This window comes from Enterobacter sp. ENT03, assembly GCF_019218745.1.
GTDB lineage: Bacteria > Pseudomonadota > Gammaproteobacteria > Enterobacterales > Enterobacteriaceae > Enterobacter_D.
In genome coordinates this window covers 54,980-70,651 of the sequence record NZ_JAHUXA010000019.1, presented here as the reverse complement: position 1 = coordinate 70,651, position 15,672 = coordinate 54,980, and the positions used below count along the sequence as shown (strand labels likewise).

Below are 15,672 nucleotides of genomic sequence, written 5' to 3'. Positions count from 1 at the left end.
CTGGCGGCACTAGCGCGGCGGTCCCACCTGACCCCATGCCGAACTCAGAAGTGAAACGCCGTAGCGCCGATGGTAGTGTGGGGTCTCCCCATGCGAGAGTAGGGAACTGCCAGGCATCAAATTAAGCAGTAAACCGGGGTGACAGCCGGGAGTTGTAAAGAAATTCGGTGGAGCGGTAGTTCAGTCGGTTAGAATACCTGCCTGTCACGCAGGGGGTCGCGGGTTCGAGTCCCGTCCGTTCCGCCACCCTAATTAGGGGCGTAGTTCAATTGGTAGAGCACCGGTCTCCAAAACCGGGTGTTGGGAGTTCGAGTCTCTCCGCCCCTGCCAGAAAATTATCCTTTGCTTTGGCAAAGGATTTTTTTTGTCTGAAATTTGCTTCAAACTTCCCCTTTTACTCTCTGTGAAGATAGAAACATGGCGTCCCTGCGCATGTTTTATTACTCCATCACGCTGATTTTAAGCAGATCTTTAATATGATTCTGTTTATCGCTGTTCTGTAACCAAATGGCATACAGCGGCCGTGAAAGCGTCAGACTATCGGTAACCATATGCAGATCATCCTGGCTGTCTGCCCATAACACGGGCAGCCAGCTGCAGCCATTGAGGACAGCCAGTTGCTGGCGGGCTATCCCGGCAGAACTGGTGGTTAACAACGGAATGTCGTCGCTGGCAATAAGCCCCGTTTCATGCTGCTGAAAATCAGGTCCCCACTCCAGACGTAAGTAATTCAGGTTGGCTTTCGTTTTACCTGCGGCTGCACAGTAGAGCGCGAGTGAGAAATTGCCCAACAACTGACTGCTAAATTCATCCATTTTGGGCGCTTCGGTTGTGATAAGCAGATCCAGCTGTCTTTCATGTAACTGCTTCACCAATGATTGTCGCTGCGCGATGCGCGCTTCAAACTGCAAATTCTTTTGCGACTGATACAGGCGGCTCAGCCAGCCGTTCAGCATACACTCCCACAACGACGCGCTGGCACCGATGGAAAGCTCATTATGCCTGGAGGTATGCGCCACGTCTTTACGTGCAGCCTGCCACGTACTCATCAGCGTTTCTGCATAAGGCAACAGCTTTTCCCCGGCCGGTGTCAGCCGGATATTATTACGATGACGGGTGAAAAGATTCACGCCGAGTTGGTTCTCTAACTGACGGATCCGAAAACTGACCGCCGATTGGGTCAAGTACAGCGCTTCCGCAGCGCGACCAAAGTGGCGAGTCCTGCTGACTTCCAGGAAAGTTTTTAACAATTCCGTATCCACAGCTTTCTCCACAAATTTATTTGTCGTTATGATTTAAATGTTTTGTTTTACACTCTGTCAAGCGTAACTAATACTCCGCGCCATAAATAGCTCGGCCAAAGAATTAGGAGCGTGCAGGATGGCGGAAAGCTTTACGACGATGAATCGTTTTTTCGACAATAAATACTATCCACGTGGGTTCTCGCGTCATGGTGACTTCACCATCAAAGAAGCCCAGTTGCTGGAGCGCCACGGATACGCCTTCAATGAACTGGATCTCGGCAAGCGTGAGCCGGCAACGGAAGAAGAAGTGCAGTTTGTCGCCGTATGCCGTGGTCAGCGTGAGCCGGTAACGGAAGCGGAGCGTGTCTGGAGTAAGTACATGACACGCATTAAGCGTCCTAAGCGTTTCCATACGCTCTCCGGCGGTAAACCGCAGGTGGAAGGTACGGAAGACTACACCGAATCTGAAGATTAAAGAAAAGGGGCGTAAGCCCCTTTTTTATTGCTGCTCTACCCCAGCATCTTTTGTAAGTGTATGAGTAGCCGGTCAATGGCGCGATAACTTAACGCCTCCTGAAGATGTCGTCGGTGAATCTCCTCCTGTTCCTCAAGATCCGCGATAGTTCGTGCCACTTTTAGCAGACGTTGCCACGCACGCACTGACAGCCCCAGCCGCGTCAGCGTCTCTTCAAGCCAGTGCGCATCCTCGGTGCCCAGCTGACAATATTCCCGCATTTCACTGCTTTCCAGACAGCTGTTCAGCTTCTGCTGACGTACATACTGACGTTCACGCGCCCGAACCACTCTATCTCGTACGCTTTCGCTACGCTCGCCCTGACCGCTGGACTGACTCAGCACGCCGGGCGGCGGTAACGGGATTTCCAGCGACAGGTCAAAGCGATCAAGGAAGGGGCCGGACAGTTTGCCTAAGTAGCGCAGCGTCTGCTCCGGCGTTGAACGGTTATGGTTCCCCTGATAATGCCCGGTCGGGCTGGGATTCATCGCAGCTATGAGTTGGAAGCTGGCGGGATAGGTCACTTTAGCCCGCGTACGCGAAATATGGATCTGACCCGACTCAACCGGCTCCCGCAATGCGTCCAGTACCCGGCGTTCAAACTCCGGTAACTCATCAAGAAACAGAATGCCGTTATGGGCGAGCGAAATCTCTCCGGGGGCTGGGATCGCCCCACCGCCAACCATCGCCGTTAATGACGCGCTGTGATGAGGTGAGCGGAACGGCCTGCGCCGCCAGTGTTTTTTAAGGATCGCCGCATTCACCAGGCTCAGGATAGCCGCGCTTTCCAGCGCTTCCTGATTGTTTAGCGGCGGCAGGAGACCATTAAGACGGCTGGCAAGCATCGTTTTTCCGGTGCCCGGCGGGCCAATCAGCAGCAAGTTATGGCCGCCAGCGGCTGTTACTTCCAGTGCACGTTTACCCTGATCCTGGCCGATAACGTCGCTGAGATCGTTGTCCGTTGGCACATCGTCCACGCTGGTTTGCTCAGGATGATGCAGAGTATTTTTCCCTTCCAGAAAAGCACAAACCTCCAGTAAATGTCCGGCGATCAGGCAATCTGGCGAGCCGAGTAAACTCACTTCGGCTGCGTTATCCGCGGCAACAATAATCCTTCTTCCGACTTTAATGGCCTCCATAGCGGCAGAAATCGCGCCAGGAACGCCACGTAGTGCACCTGTAAGCGCCAATTCCCCCACAAACTCATACTGACTCAGCATGGTGCTTGTAAGCTGCTCAGAGGCGGCCAGGAGCGCGATAGCGATAGGTAAATCATATCGCCCACCTTCCTTTGGCAGATCGGCTGGCGCAAGGTTAATGGTGATCTTCCGCGCCGGGAACTGATAACCACTATTTATGATTGCGCTGCGTACGCGATCGCGTGCCTCTTTTACCGTGGTCTCCGGCAGACCCACCATCGTCAGGCCGGGAAGCCCATTGCTGAGATGGACTTCTACCGTAATGAGCGGTGCCGTGACCCCTAAGGCTGCACGAGTGTAGATAACCGACAATGTCATGATCCCTCCTTGAACCGCCATTATGTCCAGAGGGAAAGTCGCCGGCACGTATCAAAATTGGTGTCTTCGTAATGCGTTCAGCACTTTTTTGTGCGTTACATTTTTTTGCTGGCAGGCTGGAATGCGCCTCGCATAAAGAGGCCGACGAGTGAGAAGCAAAGATTATGACGATACAAACTGAATTATTCTCATATGCGATTTTTCTTATACAAAACAAACGCTTTTATTAAGAATGTCGTGCAGATAAAAAACGGCTGTATAAATAAATCTTGTCTTTTGCGCGCCGTCTGTGATAACTCTTTAGGTATTCCTTCGAACAAGAAGCCAGAAAGTATATAAAATGACAGCCCTTCTACGAGTGATTAGCCTGGTCGTGATTAGCGTGGTGGTGATTATTATCCCACCGTGCGGGGCTGCACTTGGACGAGGAAAGGCTTAAAAATCAAGCCTTAACGAACTAAGACCCCCGCACCGAAAGGTCCGGGGGTTTTTTTATGACTTTAAAATATCCACGAGGAGCAAAGAATGAGTACTAGCATAAAATTCTGTTCCTCACGATTTACGACGGGGAAGTAACTATGAACGGGGCACAGTGGGTAGTACATGCTTTGCGGGCACAAGGAGTTGAAACCGTCTTCGGTTATCCGGGTGGCGCAATTATGCCGGTTTACGATGCACTGTATGACGGCGGCGTGGAACACCTGTTGTGCCGTCACGAACAGGGTGCTGCGATGGCCGCCATTGGTTACGCCCGTTCCACCGGTAAAACCGGCGTCTGTATCGCCACTTCTGGCCCTGGCGCGACTAACCTGATCACCGGTCTCGCCGATGCGTTACTCGATTCCGTGCCCGTTGTGGCGATCACCGGCCAGGTTGCCGCCCCGTTTATTGGTACCGATGCGTTTCAGGAAGTGGATGTGATCGGCTTATCGCTGGCCTGCACCAAACACAGCTTTCTGGTGCAGTCGCTGGATGAACTGCCGCGCGTCATGGCGGAAGCCTTTCAGGTCGCAAATTCGGGTCGCCCCGGCCCGGTACTGATCGACATTCCCAAAGATATTCAGCTGGCCTCCGGTCACCTTGAGCCGCATTTTTCCACCGTTGATGCGGAAGAAAACTTCCCGCAGGACGCGGTGGAGCAGGCGCGGCAGATGCTGGTGCAGGCGAAAAAACCGATGCTGTACGTCGGCGGCGGCGTAGGCATGGCGCAGGCGGTTCCCGCGCTGCGTGACTTTGCTGCTGCCACCCGTATTCCGGTGGCCTGCACGCTGAAAGGGCTGGGCGCGGTTGAAGCGGACTACCCGTGGTATCTCGGCATGCTGGGGATGCACGGCACCAAAGCGGCGAATCTGGCGGTACAGGAGTGTGATCTGCTGATCGCCGTGGGCGCGCGTTTTGATGACCGTGTAACTGGCAAACTGAATACCTTTGCTCCGCATGCCAGCGTCATCCACATGGACATCGATCCGGCGGAAATGAATAAGCTGCGTCAGGCGCATGTTGCCCTGCAGGGCGATTTAACCGCCTTGCTGAACGCCTTACAGCAACCCCTGAATATCACCGAATGGTGTGAGTACACCGCAGATCTGCGTCGCGAACATGCCTGGCGTTATGACCATCCCGGCGAGGCGATTTACGCGCCGCTGCTGTTAAAGCAGTTGTCCGACCGTAAACCGAAAGAGTGCGTGGTCACAACCGATGTGGGCCAGCACCAGATGTGGTCCGCACAGCATATGACCTACAGCCGCCCGGAGAACTTCATCACCTCCAGCGGTCTGGGTACCATGGGCTTTGGCCTGCCGGCCGCCGTTGGCGCGCAGGTTGCCCGTCCGGATGATACGGTGATCTGTATCTCCGGTGACGGCTCTTTCATGATGAATGTTCAGGAGCTGGGCACCGTAAAACGCAAACAGTTGCCGCTGAAGATTGTCTTACTTGATAACCAGCGCTTAGGCATGGTTCGCCAGTGGCAGCAGCTGTTTTTCCAGGAGCGTTACAGCGAAACCACCCTGACCGATAATCCCGATTTCCTCATGCTGGCCCGCGCCTTTGGTATTCCCGGCCAACACATCACCCGTAAAGACCAGGTTGAAGCGGCGATCGAAACCCTGCTCGCAAGCGAAGGGCCTTATCTGCTTCATGTTTCAATCGACGAACTCGAAAACGTCTGGCCTCTGGTGCCACCTGGTGCCAGTAACTCACAAATGCTGGAGAAATTATCATGATGCAACATCAACTCGCCGTGCAGGCCCGCTTTAATCCGGAAACATTAGAGCGCGTTTTACGCGTAGTACGTCATCGTGGATTCCAGATTTGTGCGATGAACATGGAAACCGCCGCCGATCCGCAGAACATAAATATTGAATTGACCGTTGCCAGCCCCAGGTCTGTCGAATTACTGTTTAGCCAGCTAAGCAAACTGGTTGACGTAGCTCGTGTCGAGATCCAGCAACGTACAACGACATCACAACAAATACGCGCCTGAGCGCAAAAGGAAGAAAAATGACGACGAAAAAAGCTGATTACATTTGGTCCAATGGCGAGATGATTCGTTGGGAGGACGCGAAAGTTCACGTGATGTCCCACGCCTTGCACTACGGTACTTCAGTCTTTGAAGGGATCCGTTGCTACGACTCGCACAAAGGGCCAGTGGTGTTCCGTCATCGCGAACACATGCAGCGTCTGCGTGATTCAGCCAAAATTTATCGTTTCCCGGTCTCTCAAAGCGTTGATGAACTGATGGAAGCCTGCCGTGCGGTGATCCGCAAAAACAACCTGACCAGCGCTTATATCCGCCCGCTGGTGTTTGTTGGCGATGTCGGCATGGGCGTTAACCCGCCGGAAGGCTACAGCACCGATGTGATCATTGCCGCGTTCCCGTGGGGCGCATACCTGGGCGCAGAAGCACTGGAGCAGGGCATTGACGCGATGGTTTCTTCCTGGAACCGCGTGGCACCGAACACCATCCCAACCGCGGCAAAAGCTGGTGGTAACTATCTCTCCTCCCTGCTGGTCGGCAGCGAAGCGCGTCGTCACGGTTATCAGGAAGGGATCGCGCTGGATGTGAACGGCTATATCTCAGAAGGTGCCGGCGAAAACCTGTTTGAAGTGAAAGATGGCATTCTGTTTACCCCGCCGTTCACCTCTTCCGCGCTGCCGGGTATTACCCGTGATGCGATCATCAAACTGGCGCTGGATTTGGGTATCGAAGTGCGCGAGCAGGTGCTGTCCCGCGAATCTCTCTATCTGGCTGATGAAGTCTTCATGTCCGGCACTGCTGCCGAGATCACGCCAGTGCGCAGCGTCGATAAAATCCAGGTGGGCGAAGGCCGTCGTGGCCCGGTAACCACCCGCATTCAGCAAGCCTTCTTCGGCCTCTTTAACGGTGAAACCGAAGACAAATGGGGCTGGCTGGATCAAGTTAACCAATAACAAAAATATTATTTCCCAAAATAATTTGTGTCACAGGAAGGCGGCAACGCAGTGAATGCCCGGGAGCTTACTCTGGTAAGTGACCGGGCTGAGCGAGGCAGCCAACGCACCTGTGGCGCAAAGTATGAAGGGAAAAGATGATGGGAGTAAAAAGCATGCCAAAGTACCGTTCCGCTACCACCACCCATGGCCGCAATATGGCCGGCGCCCGCGCATTATGGCGCGCAACCGGCATGACCGATGACGACTTCGGGAAGCCGATTATTGCCGTGGTGAACTCCTTTACCCAGTTCGTGCCGGGTCACGTTCATCTGCGCGATTTGGGCAAACTGGTTGCCGAACAGATTGAGGCTTCAGGTGGCGTCGCCAAAGAGTTCAATACCATCGCGGTGGATGATGGTATCGCCATGGGCCACGGGGGTATGCTTTATTCACTGCCATCACGTGAACTGATTGCCGACTCCGTGGAGTACATGGTCAACGCCCACTGCGCCGACGCCATGGTCTGTATTTCCAACTGCGACAAAATCACCCCCGGCATGCTGATGGCGTCGCTGCGCCTCAACATTCCGGTGATTTTTGTCTCCGGCGGCCCGATGGAAGCCGGAAAAACCAAACTCTCCAACCAGATCATCAAACTGGATCTGGTGGATGCCATGATTCAGGGCGCGGACCCGAAAGTTTCCGACGAACAGAGCGATCAGGTTGAGCGCTCCGCCTGCCCGACCTGCGGCTCCTGCTCCGGCATGTTCACCGCCAACTCCATGAACTGTCTGACCGAAGCGCTCGGCCTGTCGCAGCCGGGCAATGGTTCCCTGCTGGCGACCCACGCCGATCGCGAACAGCTGTTCCTCAACGCCGGTAAACGCATTGTTGAACTGACCAAGCGCTATTACGAGCAGGATGATGAAACCGCGCTGCCGCGCAACATCGCCAGCAAAGCGGCATTCGAAAATGCCATGACGCTGGATATTGCCATGGGCGGCTCCACCAATACCGTTCTGCACCTGCTGGCAGCGGCGCAGGAAGCGGAAATCGACTTCACCATGACCGACATCGACAAACTGTCGCGTCACGTTCCGCAGCTGTGTAAGGTCGCGCCAAGCACGCCGAAATATCATATGGAAGACGTGCACCGTGCGGGCGGGGTGATCGGTATTCTGGGCGAGCTGGATCGCGCCGGGCTGATGAAACGTGACGTGAAAAACGTCCTCGGCCTGACGCTGGCGCAAACCCTTGAGCAATATGACGTGATGGTCACCCAGGACGAATCGGTGAAGCAGATGTTCCGCGCCGGACCGGCAGGCATCCGCACCACCAAAGCCTTCTCGCAGGATTGCCGCTGGGACACGCTGGATGACGATCGCGCCAACGGCTGTATCCGCTCGCTGGAACATGCATACAGCCTGGAAGGCGGCCTGGCCGTGCTGTACGGCAACTTTGCGGAAAACGGCTGTATCGTGAAAACCGCCGGGGTGGACGACAGCAACCTGACCTTTACCGGTCCGGCCAAAGTCTACGAAAGCCAGGACGATGCGGTAGACGCCATTCTGGGCGGCAAAGTCGTGGCGGGTGACGTGGTAGTGATCCGTTACGAAGGGCCGAAAGGCGGCCCGGGGATGCAGGAAATGCTCTACCCGACCAGCTTCCTGAAATCTATGGGGCTGGGCAAAGCCTGTGCGCTGCTTACCGACGGGCGTTTCTCCGGCGGTACCTCCGGTCTGTCCATCGGCCACGTCTCCCCGGAAGCGGCCAGCGGCGGCAACATTGCGCTCATTGAGGATGGCGACATCATCGCCATTGATATTCCGAACCGTGGCATCCAGCTGCAGGTGAGCGATCAGGAACTGGCTGCCCGTCGTGAAGCACAGGAAGCGCGCGGTGCCGCGGCCTGGACGCCGAAAGCCCGTGAGCGCGAGGTGTCCTTTGCGCTGCGTGCTTACGCCAGCCTCGCGACCAGTGCTGATAAAGGCGCGGTGCGCGATAAATCAAAACTGGGAGGCTGATCATGGCCGAAGCCCAACCGCTGTCTGCCGCCCCTGACGGGGCGGAATATCTCCGGGCGGTGCTGCGCGCACCGGTCTACGAAGCGGCGCAGGTTACACCGCTGCAAAAAATGGAAAAGCTCTCTTTGCGGCTGGATAACGTCGTTCTGGTGAAGCGCGAAGATCGCCAGCCGGTGCACAGTTTCAAGCTGCGCGGCGCTTACGCCATGATGGCGGGTCTGACGGAAGCACAAAAAGCGCAGGGCGTGATCACCGCGTCTGCGGGCAATCACGCCCAGGGCGTAGCGTTTTCGTCCTCGCGCCTCGGCGTGAAAGCGCTGATTGTCATGCCTGTTGCGACGGCTGACATCAAAGTCGACGCGGTACGCGCATTCGGCGGCGAAGTCCTGCTGCACGGCGCAAATTTTGACGAAGCGAAAGCCCGCGCTATCGAGCTGTCGCAGCAGCAGGGCTTTACTTGGGTGCCACCGTTCGATCATCCCATGGTGATCGCCGGTCAGGGCACGCTGGCGCTGGAGTTACTGCAACAGGACGCGCACATCGATCGCGTTTTTGTGCCGGTCGGCGGCGGTGGACTGGCGGCTGGTGTGGCGGTGCTGATCAAGCAACTGATGCCGCAAATCAAGGTGATTGCCGTTGAAGCGGAAGATTCCGCCTGCCTGAAGGCCGCGCTGGACGCCGGGCATCCGGTGGATCTGCCGCGCGTCGGGCTGTTCGCGGAAGGTGTGGCGGTCAAACGTATCGGCGATGAAACCTTCCGGTTGTGCCAGGAATATCTCGACGACATCATCACCGTCGACAGCGATGCCATTTGTGCGGCCATGAAAGATCTGTTTGAAGATGTGCGTGCGGTGGCAGAGCCGTCCGGCGCGCTGGCGCTGGCGGGCATGAAAAAATACATTGCGCAGCACCACATTCGCGGTGAACGTCTGGCGCATGTGCTGTCCGGCGCGAACGTTAATTTCCACGGTCTGCGTTACGTTTCCGAACGCTGCGAGCTGGGGGAACAGCGCGAAGCGCTGCTGGCGGTGACCATCCCGGAAACCAAAGGCAGCTTCCTGAAATTCTGCCAGCTGTTGGGTGGACGTTCGGTCACGGAGTTCAACTACCGTTTTGCCGATGCCAAAGACGCCTGCATTTTTGTTGGCGTGCGCTTAAGTCGCGGGCTGGAGGAGCGCAAAGAAATTCTCGCGCTGCTGAACGAGGGCGGTTACAGCGTGGTGGATCTGTCTGACGATGAGATGGCGAAACTGCATGTGCGCTATATGGTCGGCGGTCGCCCGTCGAAACCGCTAAAGGAACGGCTCTATAGCTTTGAATTCCCGGAATCTCCCGGCGCGCTGCTGAAATTCCTGCACACACTCGGTACGCACTGGAACATCTCGCTGTTCCACTACCGCAGCCACGGCACCGACTATGGCCGCGTGCTGGCCGCCTTCGAGCTGGGCGAACATGAACCCGATTTCGAAACGCGCCTGAATGAACTGGGGTACGAGTGTCACGATGAAACCAACAACCCGGCGTTTCGGTTTTTCCTTGCGGGTTGATGTTTTGGAGTGCCTGATGGCGCTGCGCTTATCAGGCCTACAACGGTGTAAATCCCAGGCCGGATAAGGCACCTGCGCCGCCATCCGGCGAAGGATACGCGCCAGTCAGTAAAACGTAGGCCGGATAAGGCGCTTGCGCCGCCATCCGGCGAAGGCTACGTGCCAGTCAGTAAAACGTAGTGCGACGCCATCCGGCGAAACCTACGCACCAGGCAGAATCGACCAGAACGCATTTATCAGCGGCTCATGCAGCCGCTTTTTTTGTGCGCAAACGCCAAGCTCGAACGGTGTTCTTTCATCGCTGCGCTCAAGGATCATCACGCGATTGCGCACTGGCTCCGGGCTGTTCTCCAGCACCACTTCGGGGATCAGCGCCACGCCGCAGCCCAGCGCCACCATCGACACCATCGCCTCATGCCCGCCGACCGTGGCGTAAATCGACGGATTACTGATTTTTTGTCGGCGGAACCACAGCTCAATACGGCGACGCACCGGCCCCTGATCGGCCATGATAAAGGGCACTGTCGACCAGTCCGGCTCGGCAACGGACACCTGATTACGCACCGGGCAGGGCAGCGCCGGGGCGATCAACACCACCGCCAGATTTTCCAGCATCGAAAAGGCCACCGCACCGGGCAGCGCTTCTGGTTTACCCGCAATCGCCAGATCCACCTCGCCGGTGACCACTTTCTCCATCGCGTCAGCGGCATCGCCGGTGGTCAGCTTAATTTCCACGGACGGGTGCTGAGCGCGAAAACGGTCGAGGATCGGCGGCAGATGGCTGTAGGCCGCCGTCACCGAACAAAACAGCTTAAGCTCGCCGGACAGCGACGGACCCTGCTGGTCAATGGTGTGGCGCAGTTGTTGATATTGCAACAGCGTCTGCTGCGCAAAAGTACGCAGCTCTTCCCCGGCTTCAGTCAGCGTCACCGTGCGGTTATCGCGTACAAACAGCGGCTGGCCGAGATCCTCTTCCAGGCGCTGAATTTGCCGAGAAAGGGTGGAAGGGCTGACGTGCATGGCGCGCGCGCTGCGGCCAAAATGGCGGCTTTCCGCCAGATGCAGGAAGATTTTCAGATCGCGTAAATCCACGACGACACTCCACGATTTACATTGCAGAAATTGCAACGTGACGTTGTGAATATATCAATTTCCGCAATAATTTTCCTGTCATATAGTAAGTTCATTGTCGCATAAGCGAACCGAATAATAAGTTACTCGTCGTCTTTCACGTTGCAGGTGCGTTGTCTGCGTCAACTCACCCCAGTCACTTACCTGCGTAAGCTCCTGGGGATTGATGAGAGACATCCTGTCTCTCACCGGAGGCCAGCCTTTGGCTGTTCAAATTCGTTCCTGACGAATTTGTCGCAGACTTGACGCCTTCCTGAAACGTGAAATCCATAGAGTAATAAACGACACAACATCACGAGGAATCACCATGGCTAACTACTTCAATACACTGAACCTGCGTCAGCAGCTGGCACAGCTGGGCAAATGTCGCTTTATGGGTCGCGATGAATTCGCTGACGGCGCAAGCTTCCTGCAGGGTAAAAAAGTGGTCATCGTCGGTTGTGGTGCGCAGGGTCTTAATCAGGGTCTGAACATGCGTGACTCCGGGCTGGACATCTCCTACGCGCTGCGTGCCGAAGCCATTGCTGAAAAACGTGCGTCGTGGCGTAAAGCGACCGAAAACGGCTTCAAAGTGGGCACTTACGAAGAGCTGGTGCCGCAGGCGGATCTGGTGGTGAACCTGACGCCGGACAAACAGCACACCGACGTGGTGCGTTCCGTACAGCCGCTGATGAAAGATGGCGCGGCGCTGGGTTACTCCCACGGCTTCAACATCGTGGAAGTGGGCGAGCAGATCCGTAAAGACATCACCGTGGTGATGGTGGCGCCGAAATGTCCGGGCACTGAAGTGCGCGAAGAGTACAAACGTGGCTTCGGCGTGCCGACGCTGATCGCCGTGCACCCGGAAAACGATCCGAAAGGCGAAGGCATGGCGATTGCCAAAGCCTGGGCCGCAGCAACCGGTGGTCACCGTGCAGGCGTGCTGGAATCCTCTTTCGTGGCGGAAGTGAAATCTGACCTGATGGGCGAGCAGACCATTCTGTGCGGAATGTTGCAGGCCGGCTCTCTGCTGTGCTTCGACAAGCTGGTGGAAGAAGGCACCGACCCGGCATACGCAGAAAAACTGATCCAGTTCGGCTGGGAAACCATCACCGAAGCGCTGAAGCAGGGCGGTATCACCCTGATGATGGACCGTCTGTCCAATCCGGCGAAAGTGCGTGCGTATGCGCTGTCTGAACAGCTGAAAACCATCATGGCACCGCTGTTCAAGAAACATATGGATGACATCATCTCCGGCGAATTCTCCTCCGGCATGATGGCTGACTGGGCTAACGACGATAAGAAACTGCTGACCTGGCGTGAAGAGACCGGTAAAACCGCCTTTGAAACCGCGCCGCAGTTTGAAGGTAAAATTGCCGAACAGGAGTACTTCGACAAAGGCGTGCTGATGATTGCGATGGTGAAGGCGGGCGTTGAGCTGGCATTCGAAACCATGGTTGATTCCGGCATCATCGAAGAGTCTGCGTACTATGAATCCCTGCACGAGCTGCCGCTGATCGCCAACACCATTGCCCGTAAGCGTCTGTATGAAATGAACGTGGTGATCTCCGATACCGCCGAGTACGGTAATTACCTGTTCTCTTACGCCTGTGTGCCGCTGCTGAAAGAGTTTATGACCACGCTGCAACCGGGCGATCTGGGTAAAGCGATTGAAGGTTCTGCGGTGGACAACGCCCAGTTACGCGACGTAAACGAAGCGATCCGCAGCCACGCCATTGAGGCGGTTGGTAAGAAACTGCGCGGTTATATGACGGATATGAAGCGTATTGCCGTCGCCGGTTAATAACACCCTGTAGCGTTAATGTAGGCCCGGTAAGCGCCAGCGCCACCGGGCTTTTTTAAGCACTAAATGTAGGCCCGGTAAGCGTTAGCGCCACCGGGCTTTATTATTAGTTACGGTACAGCACTTTAATGATGTGGTAACCGAACTGGGTGTGCAGCGGGCCGGTTGGCTCCAGCACCGGGCAGGAGAACACCACTTTATCGAAGGCCGGAACCATCTGGCCCTGACGGAATTCACCTAAATGACCGCCTTTCTTACCTGACGGGCAGGTAGAGTGTTTTTTTGCCAGCTTCTCGAAATCGCCGCCGTTTTTAATCTGTTCCAGAAGATCTACTGCCAGTTTCTCTTCTTTAACAAGGATATGCATTGCTGCCGCTGTTTTTGCCATGATCGTGCCTTGAGTCAGATAGTTTACGCTCGTTATACTACCACGCGCTTTTATCCCCTCCCGCCTTTCATTGAGTGATTTTCTTATGCGTTTGAACCCCGGACAACAACAAGCCGTCGAATTTGTCACCGGACCCTGTCTGGTGCTGGCGGGTGCCGGCTCCGGCAAAACCCGTGTGATCACCAATAAGATCGCGCACCTGATCCGTGGCTGCGGCTACCAGGCGCGACACATCGCGGCGGTAACCTTTACCAACAAAGCCGCCCGCGAAATGAAAGAGCGTGTCGGGCAAACGCTGGGACGCCAGGAAGCGCGCGGCCTGATGATCTCCACCTTCCATACGCTGGGACTGGACATCATCAAGCGGGAATACGCGGCGCTCGGCATGAAGTCCAACTTTTCGCTGTTTGACGATACTGACCAGGTGGCGCTGCTCAAAGATCTGACCGAGGGGCTGATCGATGACGACAAAGTGGTGCTGCAACAGCTGATCTCGACGATCTCGAACTGGAAAAACGATCTTTGCACGCCCGCGCAGGCGGCGGCCCAGGCGAAAGGCGAACGGGATCGCATTTTCGCCCACTGCTACGGCCTGTACGATGCGCACATGAAAGCCTGTAACGTGCTCGATTTTGACGATCTGATCCTGCTGCCAACCCTGCTGTTGCAACGCAATGAAGAGGTGCGCGAGCGCTGGCAGAACAAGATCCGCTATCTGCTGGTGGATGAATATCAGGACACCAACACCAGCCAGTATGAACTGGTGAAACTGCTGGTGGGCAGCCGGGCGCGCTTTACGGTGGTGGGGGATGATGACCAGTCGATCTACTCCTGGCGCGGCGCGCGGCCACAAAACCTGGTGCTGCTCAGCAAGGATTTCCCGGCGTTACAGGTGATCAAGCTGGAGCAGAACTACCGCTCATCCGGACGCATTCTGAAAGCGGCGAACATCCTCATCGCCAATAACCCGCACGTCTTTGAAAAGCGGCTGTTCTCCGAACTGGGTTACGGCGCGGAGCTGAAAGTGCTGACGGCCAATAACGAAGATCACGAAGCGGAACGCGTGACCGGCGAGCTGATTGCGCATCACTTTATCCAGAAAACGCAGTACAAAGATTACGCCATTCTCTATCGCGGTAATCACCAGTCCCGCGTGTTCGAAAAATTCCTCATGCAGAACCGCATTCCGTATCGCATCTCTGGCGGCACGTCGTTTTTCTCGCGGCCGGAAATCAAAGATCTGCTCGCCTACCTGCGCGTGCTGACCAATACCGATGACGACAGCGCCTTCCTGCGCATTGTGAACACGCCGAAGCGGGAAATTGGCTCCGCCACGTTGCAGAAACTGGGCGAGTGGGCCAACACGCGTAACAAGAGCCTGTTCGCCGCCAGCTTTGACATGGGTCTGACCCAGACGCTGACCGGGCGCGGGTACGAGTCGCTCACCCGCTTTACCCACTGGCTGGGCGAAGTGCAGCGCCTGTCCGAGCGCGATCCCATCGCGGCGGTGCGCGATCTGATCCACGGCATTAACTATGAATCCTGGCTGTATGAAACTTCACCCAGCCCGAAAGCCGCTGAAATGCGCATGAAAAACGTCAATACGCTGTTCAGTTGGATGACGGAGATGCTCGAAGGCAACGATATTGATGAGCCGATGACCCTGACACAGGTGGTCACGCGCTTCACCCTGCGTGACATGATGGAGCGCGGCGAAAGCGATGAAGAGTCCGACCAGGTGCAACTGATGACGCTGCACGCCTCGAAAGGTCTGGAGTTCCCTTATGTGTTTATGGTCGGAATGGAAGAGGGCTTCCTGCCGCACCAGAGCAGCATTGACGAAGACAATATCGAGGAAGAACGCCGCCTGGCGTATGTCGGCATCACCCGTGCGCAAAAAGAGCTGATTTTCACCCTGTGCAAAGAGCGCCGTCAGTATGGGGAGCTGGTGCGCCCGGAGCCGAGCCGTTTCCTGCTTGAACTGCCGCAGGACGATTTAATCTGGGAGCAGGAGCGCAAAGTGGTGAGCGCTGAAGAGCGGATGCATAAAGGCCAGGCGAACCTGGCCAATATCAAAGCAATGCTGGCAAAATCGAAAGCAAAATAATCC

13 protein-coding genes, 2 tRNA genes and 1 rRNA gene are annotated in these 15,672 nt (G+C 56.0%); 12 read left to right on the top strand and 4 right to left on the bottom strand.

From position 1 onward, the window contains the following. The 3 genes from rrf (at nt 1) to KW828_RS18575 (ending at nt 330) form a co-directional block, all read left to right on the top strand. Nucleotides 1-115 (top strand): 5S ribosomal RNA (gene rrf / locus KW828_RS18585). 54 nt (nt 116-169) lie between these two features. After that, nucleotides 170-246: transfer RNA gene (locus KW828_RS18580), tRNA-Asp, on the top strand. 8 nt (nt 247-254) lie between these two features. Further along, nucleotides 255-330 (top strand) — tRNA-Trp (locus KW828_RS18575). A 110-nt stretch (nt 331-440) separates the two neighbouring features. Here KW828_RS18575 and hdfR read toward each other — a convergent pair. Beyond that, entirely contained in the window at nt 441-1,274 is an 834-nt protein-coding gene (gene hdfR / locus KW828_RS18570; protein ID WP_218337756.1) for an HTH-type transcriptional regulator HdfR, read from the bottom strand. 106 nt (nt 1,275-1,380) lie between these two features. Between hdfR and KW828_RS18565 the strand changes: the two genes are divergently transcribed. Further along, nucleotides 1,381-1,719, top strand: a complete 339-nt coding sequence (locus tag KW828_RS18565) for a DUF413 domain-containing protein (protein WP_218337755.1) — start codon at nt 1,381-1,383, stop codon at nt 1,717-1,719. 35 nt (nt 1,720-1,754) lie between these two features. Here the strand turns inward: KW828_RS18565 and KW828_RS18560 are convergent, their stop codons facing one another. Then, a complete protein-coding gene (locus KW828_RS18560) occupies nt 1,755-3,275 on the bottom strand; it encodes a YifB family Mg chelatase-like AAA ATPase (protein ID WP_218337754.1) in 1,521 nt (506 codons plus the stop codon). Between the two features lie 340 nt (nt 3,276-3,615). Here KW828_RS18560 and ilvL point away from each other — a divergent pair, with 340 nt between their 5' ends. The 6 genes from ilvL to ilvA all read left to right on the top strand — a co-directional run bounded on the left by ilvL (nt 3,616) and on the right by ilvA (nt 10,260). Beyond that, the gene (ilvL, locus tag KW828_RS18555) at nt 3,616-3,714 is read left to right on the top strand and encodes an ilv operon leader peptide (RefSeq protein ID WP_001311244.1); all 99 of its coding nucleotides are present in this window, start codon (nt 3,616-3,618) and stop codon (nt 3,712-3,714) included. A 139-nt stretch (nt 3,715-3,853) separates the two neighbouring features. Beyond that, entirely contained in the window at nt 3,854-5,500 is a 1,647-nt protein-coding gene (gene ilvG, locus KW828_RS18550) for an acetolactate synthase 2 catalytic subunit (RefSeq protein WP_218337753.1), read from the top strand. Beyond that, nucleotides 5,497-5,760, top strand: coding sequence for an acetolactate synthase 2 small subunit (gene ilvM / locus KW828_RS18545; protein WP_088222391.1), 264 nt, complete (start codon nt 5,497-5,499; stop codon nt 5,758-5,760). Before ilvG ends, ilvM begins: the two co-directional genes overlap by 4 nt. Before the next feature lie 17 nt (nt 5,761-5,777). Further along, on the top strand, nt 5,778-6,707 hold the full coding sequence (locus KW828_RS18540; protein WP_218337752.1) for a branched-chain amino acid transaminase: 930 nt from the start codon (nt 5,778-5,780) through the stop codon (nt 6,705-6,707). 155 nt (nt 6,708-6,862) lie between these two features. After that, nucleotides 6,863-8,713: a dihydroxy-acid dehydratase gene (gene ilvD, locus KW828_RS18535; protein WP_218337758.1), complete on the top strand. Its 1,851-nt coding sequence runs from the start codon at nt 6,863-6,865 to the stop codon at nt 8,711-8,713. A gap of 2 nt (nt 8,714-8,715) precedes the next feature. Then, complete coding sequence (ilvA, locus tag KW828_RS18530; RefSeq protein WP_218337751.1) at nt 8,716-10,260, top strand: threonine ammonia-lyase, biosynthetic; 1,545 nt, start codon at nt 8,716-8,718, stop codon at nt 10,258-10,260. A 201-nt stretch (nt 10,261-10,461) separates the two neighbouring features. Here ilvA and ilvY read toward each other — a convergent pair whose 3' ends face one another. Beyond that, nucleotides 10,462-11,352: an HTH-type transcriptional activator IlvY gene (ilvY, locus tag KW828_RS18525; RefSeq protein ID WP_218337750.1), complete on the bottom strand. Its 891-nt coding sequence runs from the start codon at nt 11,350-11,352 to the stop codon at nt 10,462-10,464. Nucleotides 11,353-11,698: 346 nt separating this feature from the next. Between ilvY and ilvC the strand changes: the two genes are divergently transcribed. Beyond that, on the top strand, nt 11,699-13,174 hold the full coding sequence (ilvC, locus tag KW828_RS18520) for a ketol-acid reductoisomerase (protein WP_218337749.1): 1,476 nt from the start codon (nt 11,699-11,701) through the stop codon (nt 13,172-13,174). Between the two features lie 106 nt (nt 13,175-13,280). Here the strand turns inward: ilvC and ppiC are convergent, their stop codons facing one another. Then, nucleotides 13,281-13,562 carry a peptidylprolyl isomerase PpiC gene (gene ppiC / locus KW828_RS18515; RefSeq protein ID WP_218337748.1) on the bottom strand — a complete coding sequence of 94 codons (282 nt, stop codon included), beginning with the start codon at nt 13,560-13,562 and terminating at the stop codon, nt 13,281-13,283. A gap of 85 nt (nt 13,563-13,647) precedes the next feature. Between ppiC and rep the strand changes: the two genes are divergently transcribed. After that, nucleotides 13,648-15,669 (top strand): DNA helicase Rep, encoded by a 2,022-nt coding sequence (gene rep, locus KW828_RS18510; protein WP_218337747.1) that lies wholly within the window; start codon nt 13,648-13,650, stop codon nt 15,667-15,669. The last annotated feature ends 3 nt before the right edge of the window (nt 15,670-15,672 follow it).

Coding starts and splice junctions, on each gene's coding strand:
- KW828_RS18565 (WP_218337755.1), top strand. CDS start 1,381: ATGGCGGAAAGCTTTACGACGATGAATCGTTTTTTCGACAATAAATAC.
- KW828_RS18560 (WP_218337754.1), bottom strand. CDS start 3,275: ATGACATTGTCGGTTATCTACACTCGTGCAGCCTTAGGGGTCACGGCA.
- ilvL (WP_001311244.1), top strand. CDS start 3,616: ATGACAGCCCTTCTACGAGTGATTAGCCTGGTCGTGATTAGCGTGGTG.
- ilvG (WP_218337753.1), top strand. CDS start 3,854: ATGAACGGGGCACAGTGGGTAGTACATGCTTTGCGGGCACAAGGAGTT.
- ilvM (WP_088222391.1), top strand. CDS start 5,497: ATGATGCAACATCAACTCGCCGTGCAGGCCCGCTTTAATCCGGAAACA.
- KW828_RS18540 (WP_218337752.1), top strand. CDS start 5,778: ATGACGACGAAAAAAGCTGATTACATTTGGTCCAATGGCGAGATGATT.
- ilvD (WP_218337758.1), top strand. CDS start 6,863: ATGCCAAAGTACCGTTCCGCTACCACCACCCATGGCCGCAATATGGCC.
- ilvA (WP_218337751.1), top strand. CDS start 8,716: ATGGCCGAAGCCCAACCGCTGTCTGCCGCCCCTGACGGGGCGGAATAT.
- ilvC (WP_218337749.1), top strand. CDS start 11,699: ATGGCTAACTACTTCAATACACTGAACCTGCGTCAGCAGCTGGCACAG.
- ppiC (WP_218337748.1), bottom strand. CDS start 13,562: ATGGCAAAAACAGCGGCAGCAATGCATATCCTTGTTAAAGAAGAGAAA.
- rep (WP_218337747.1), top strand. CDS start 13,648: ATGCGTTTGAACCCCGGACAACAACAAGCCGTCGAATTTGTCACCGGA.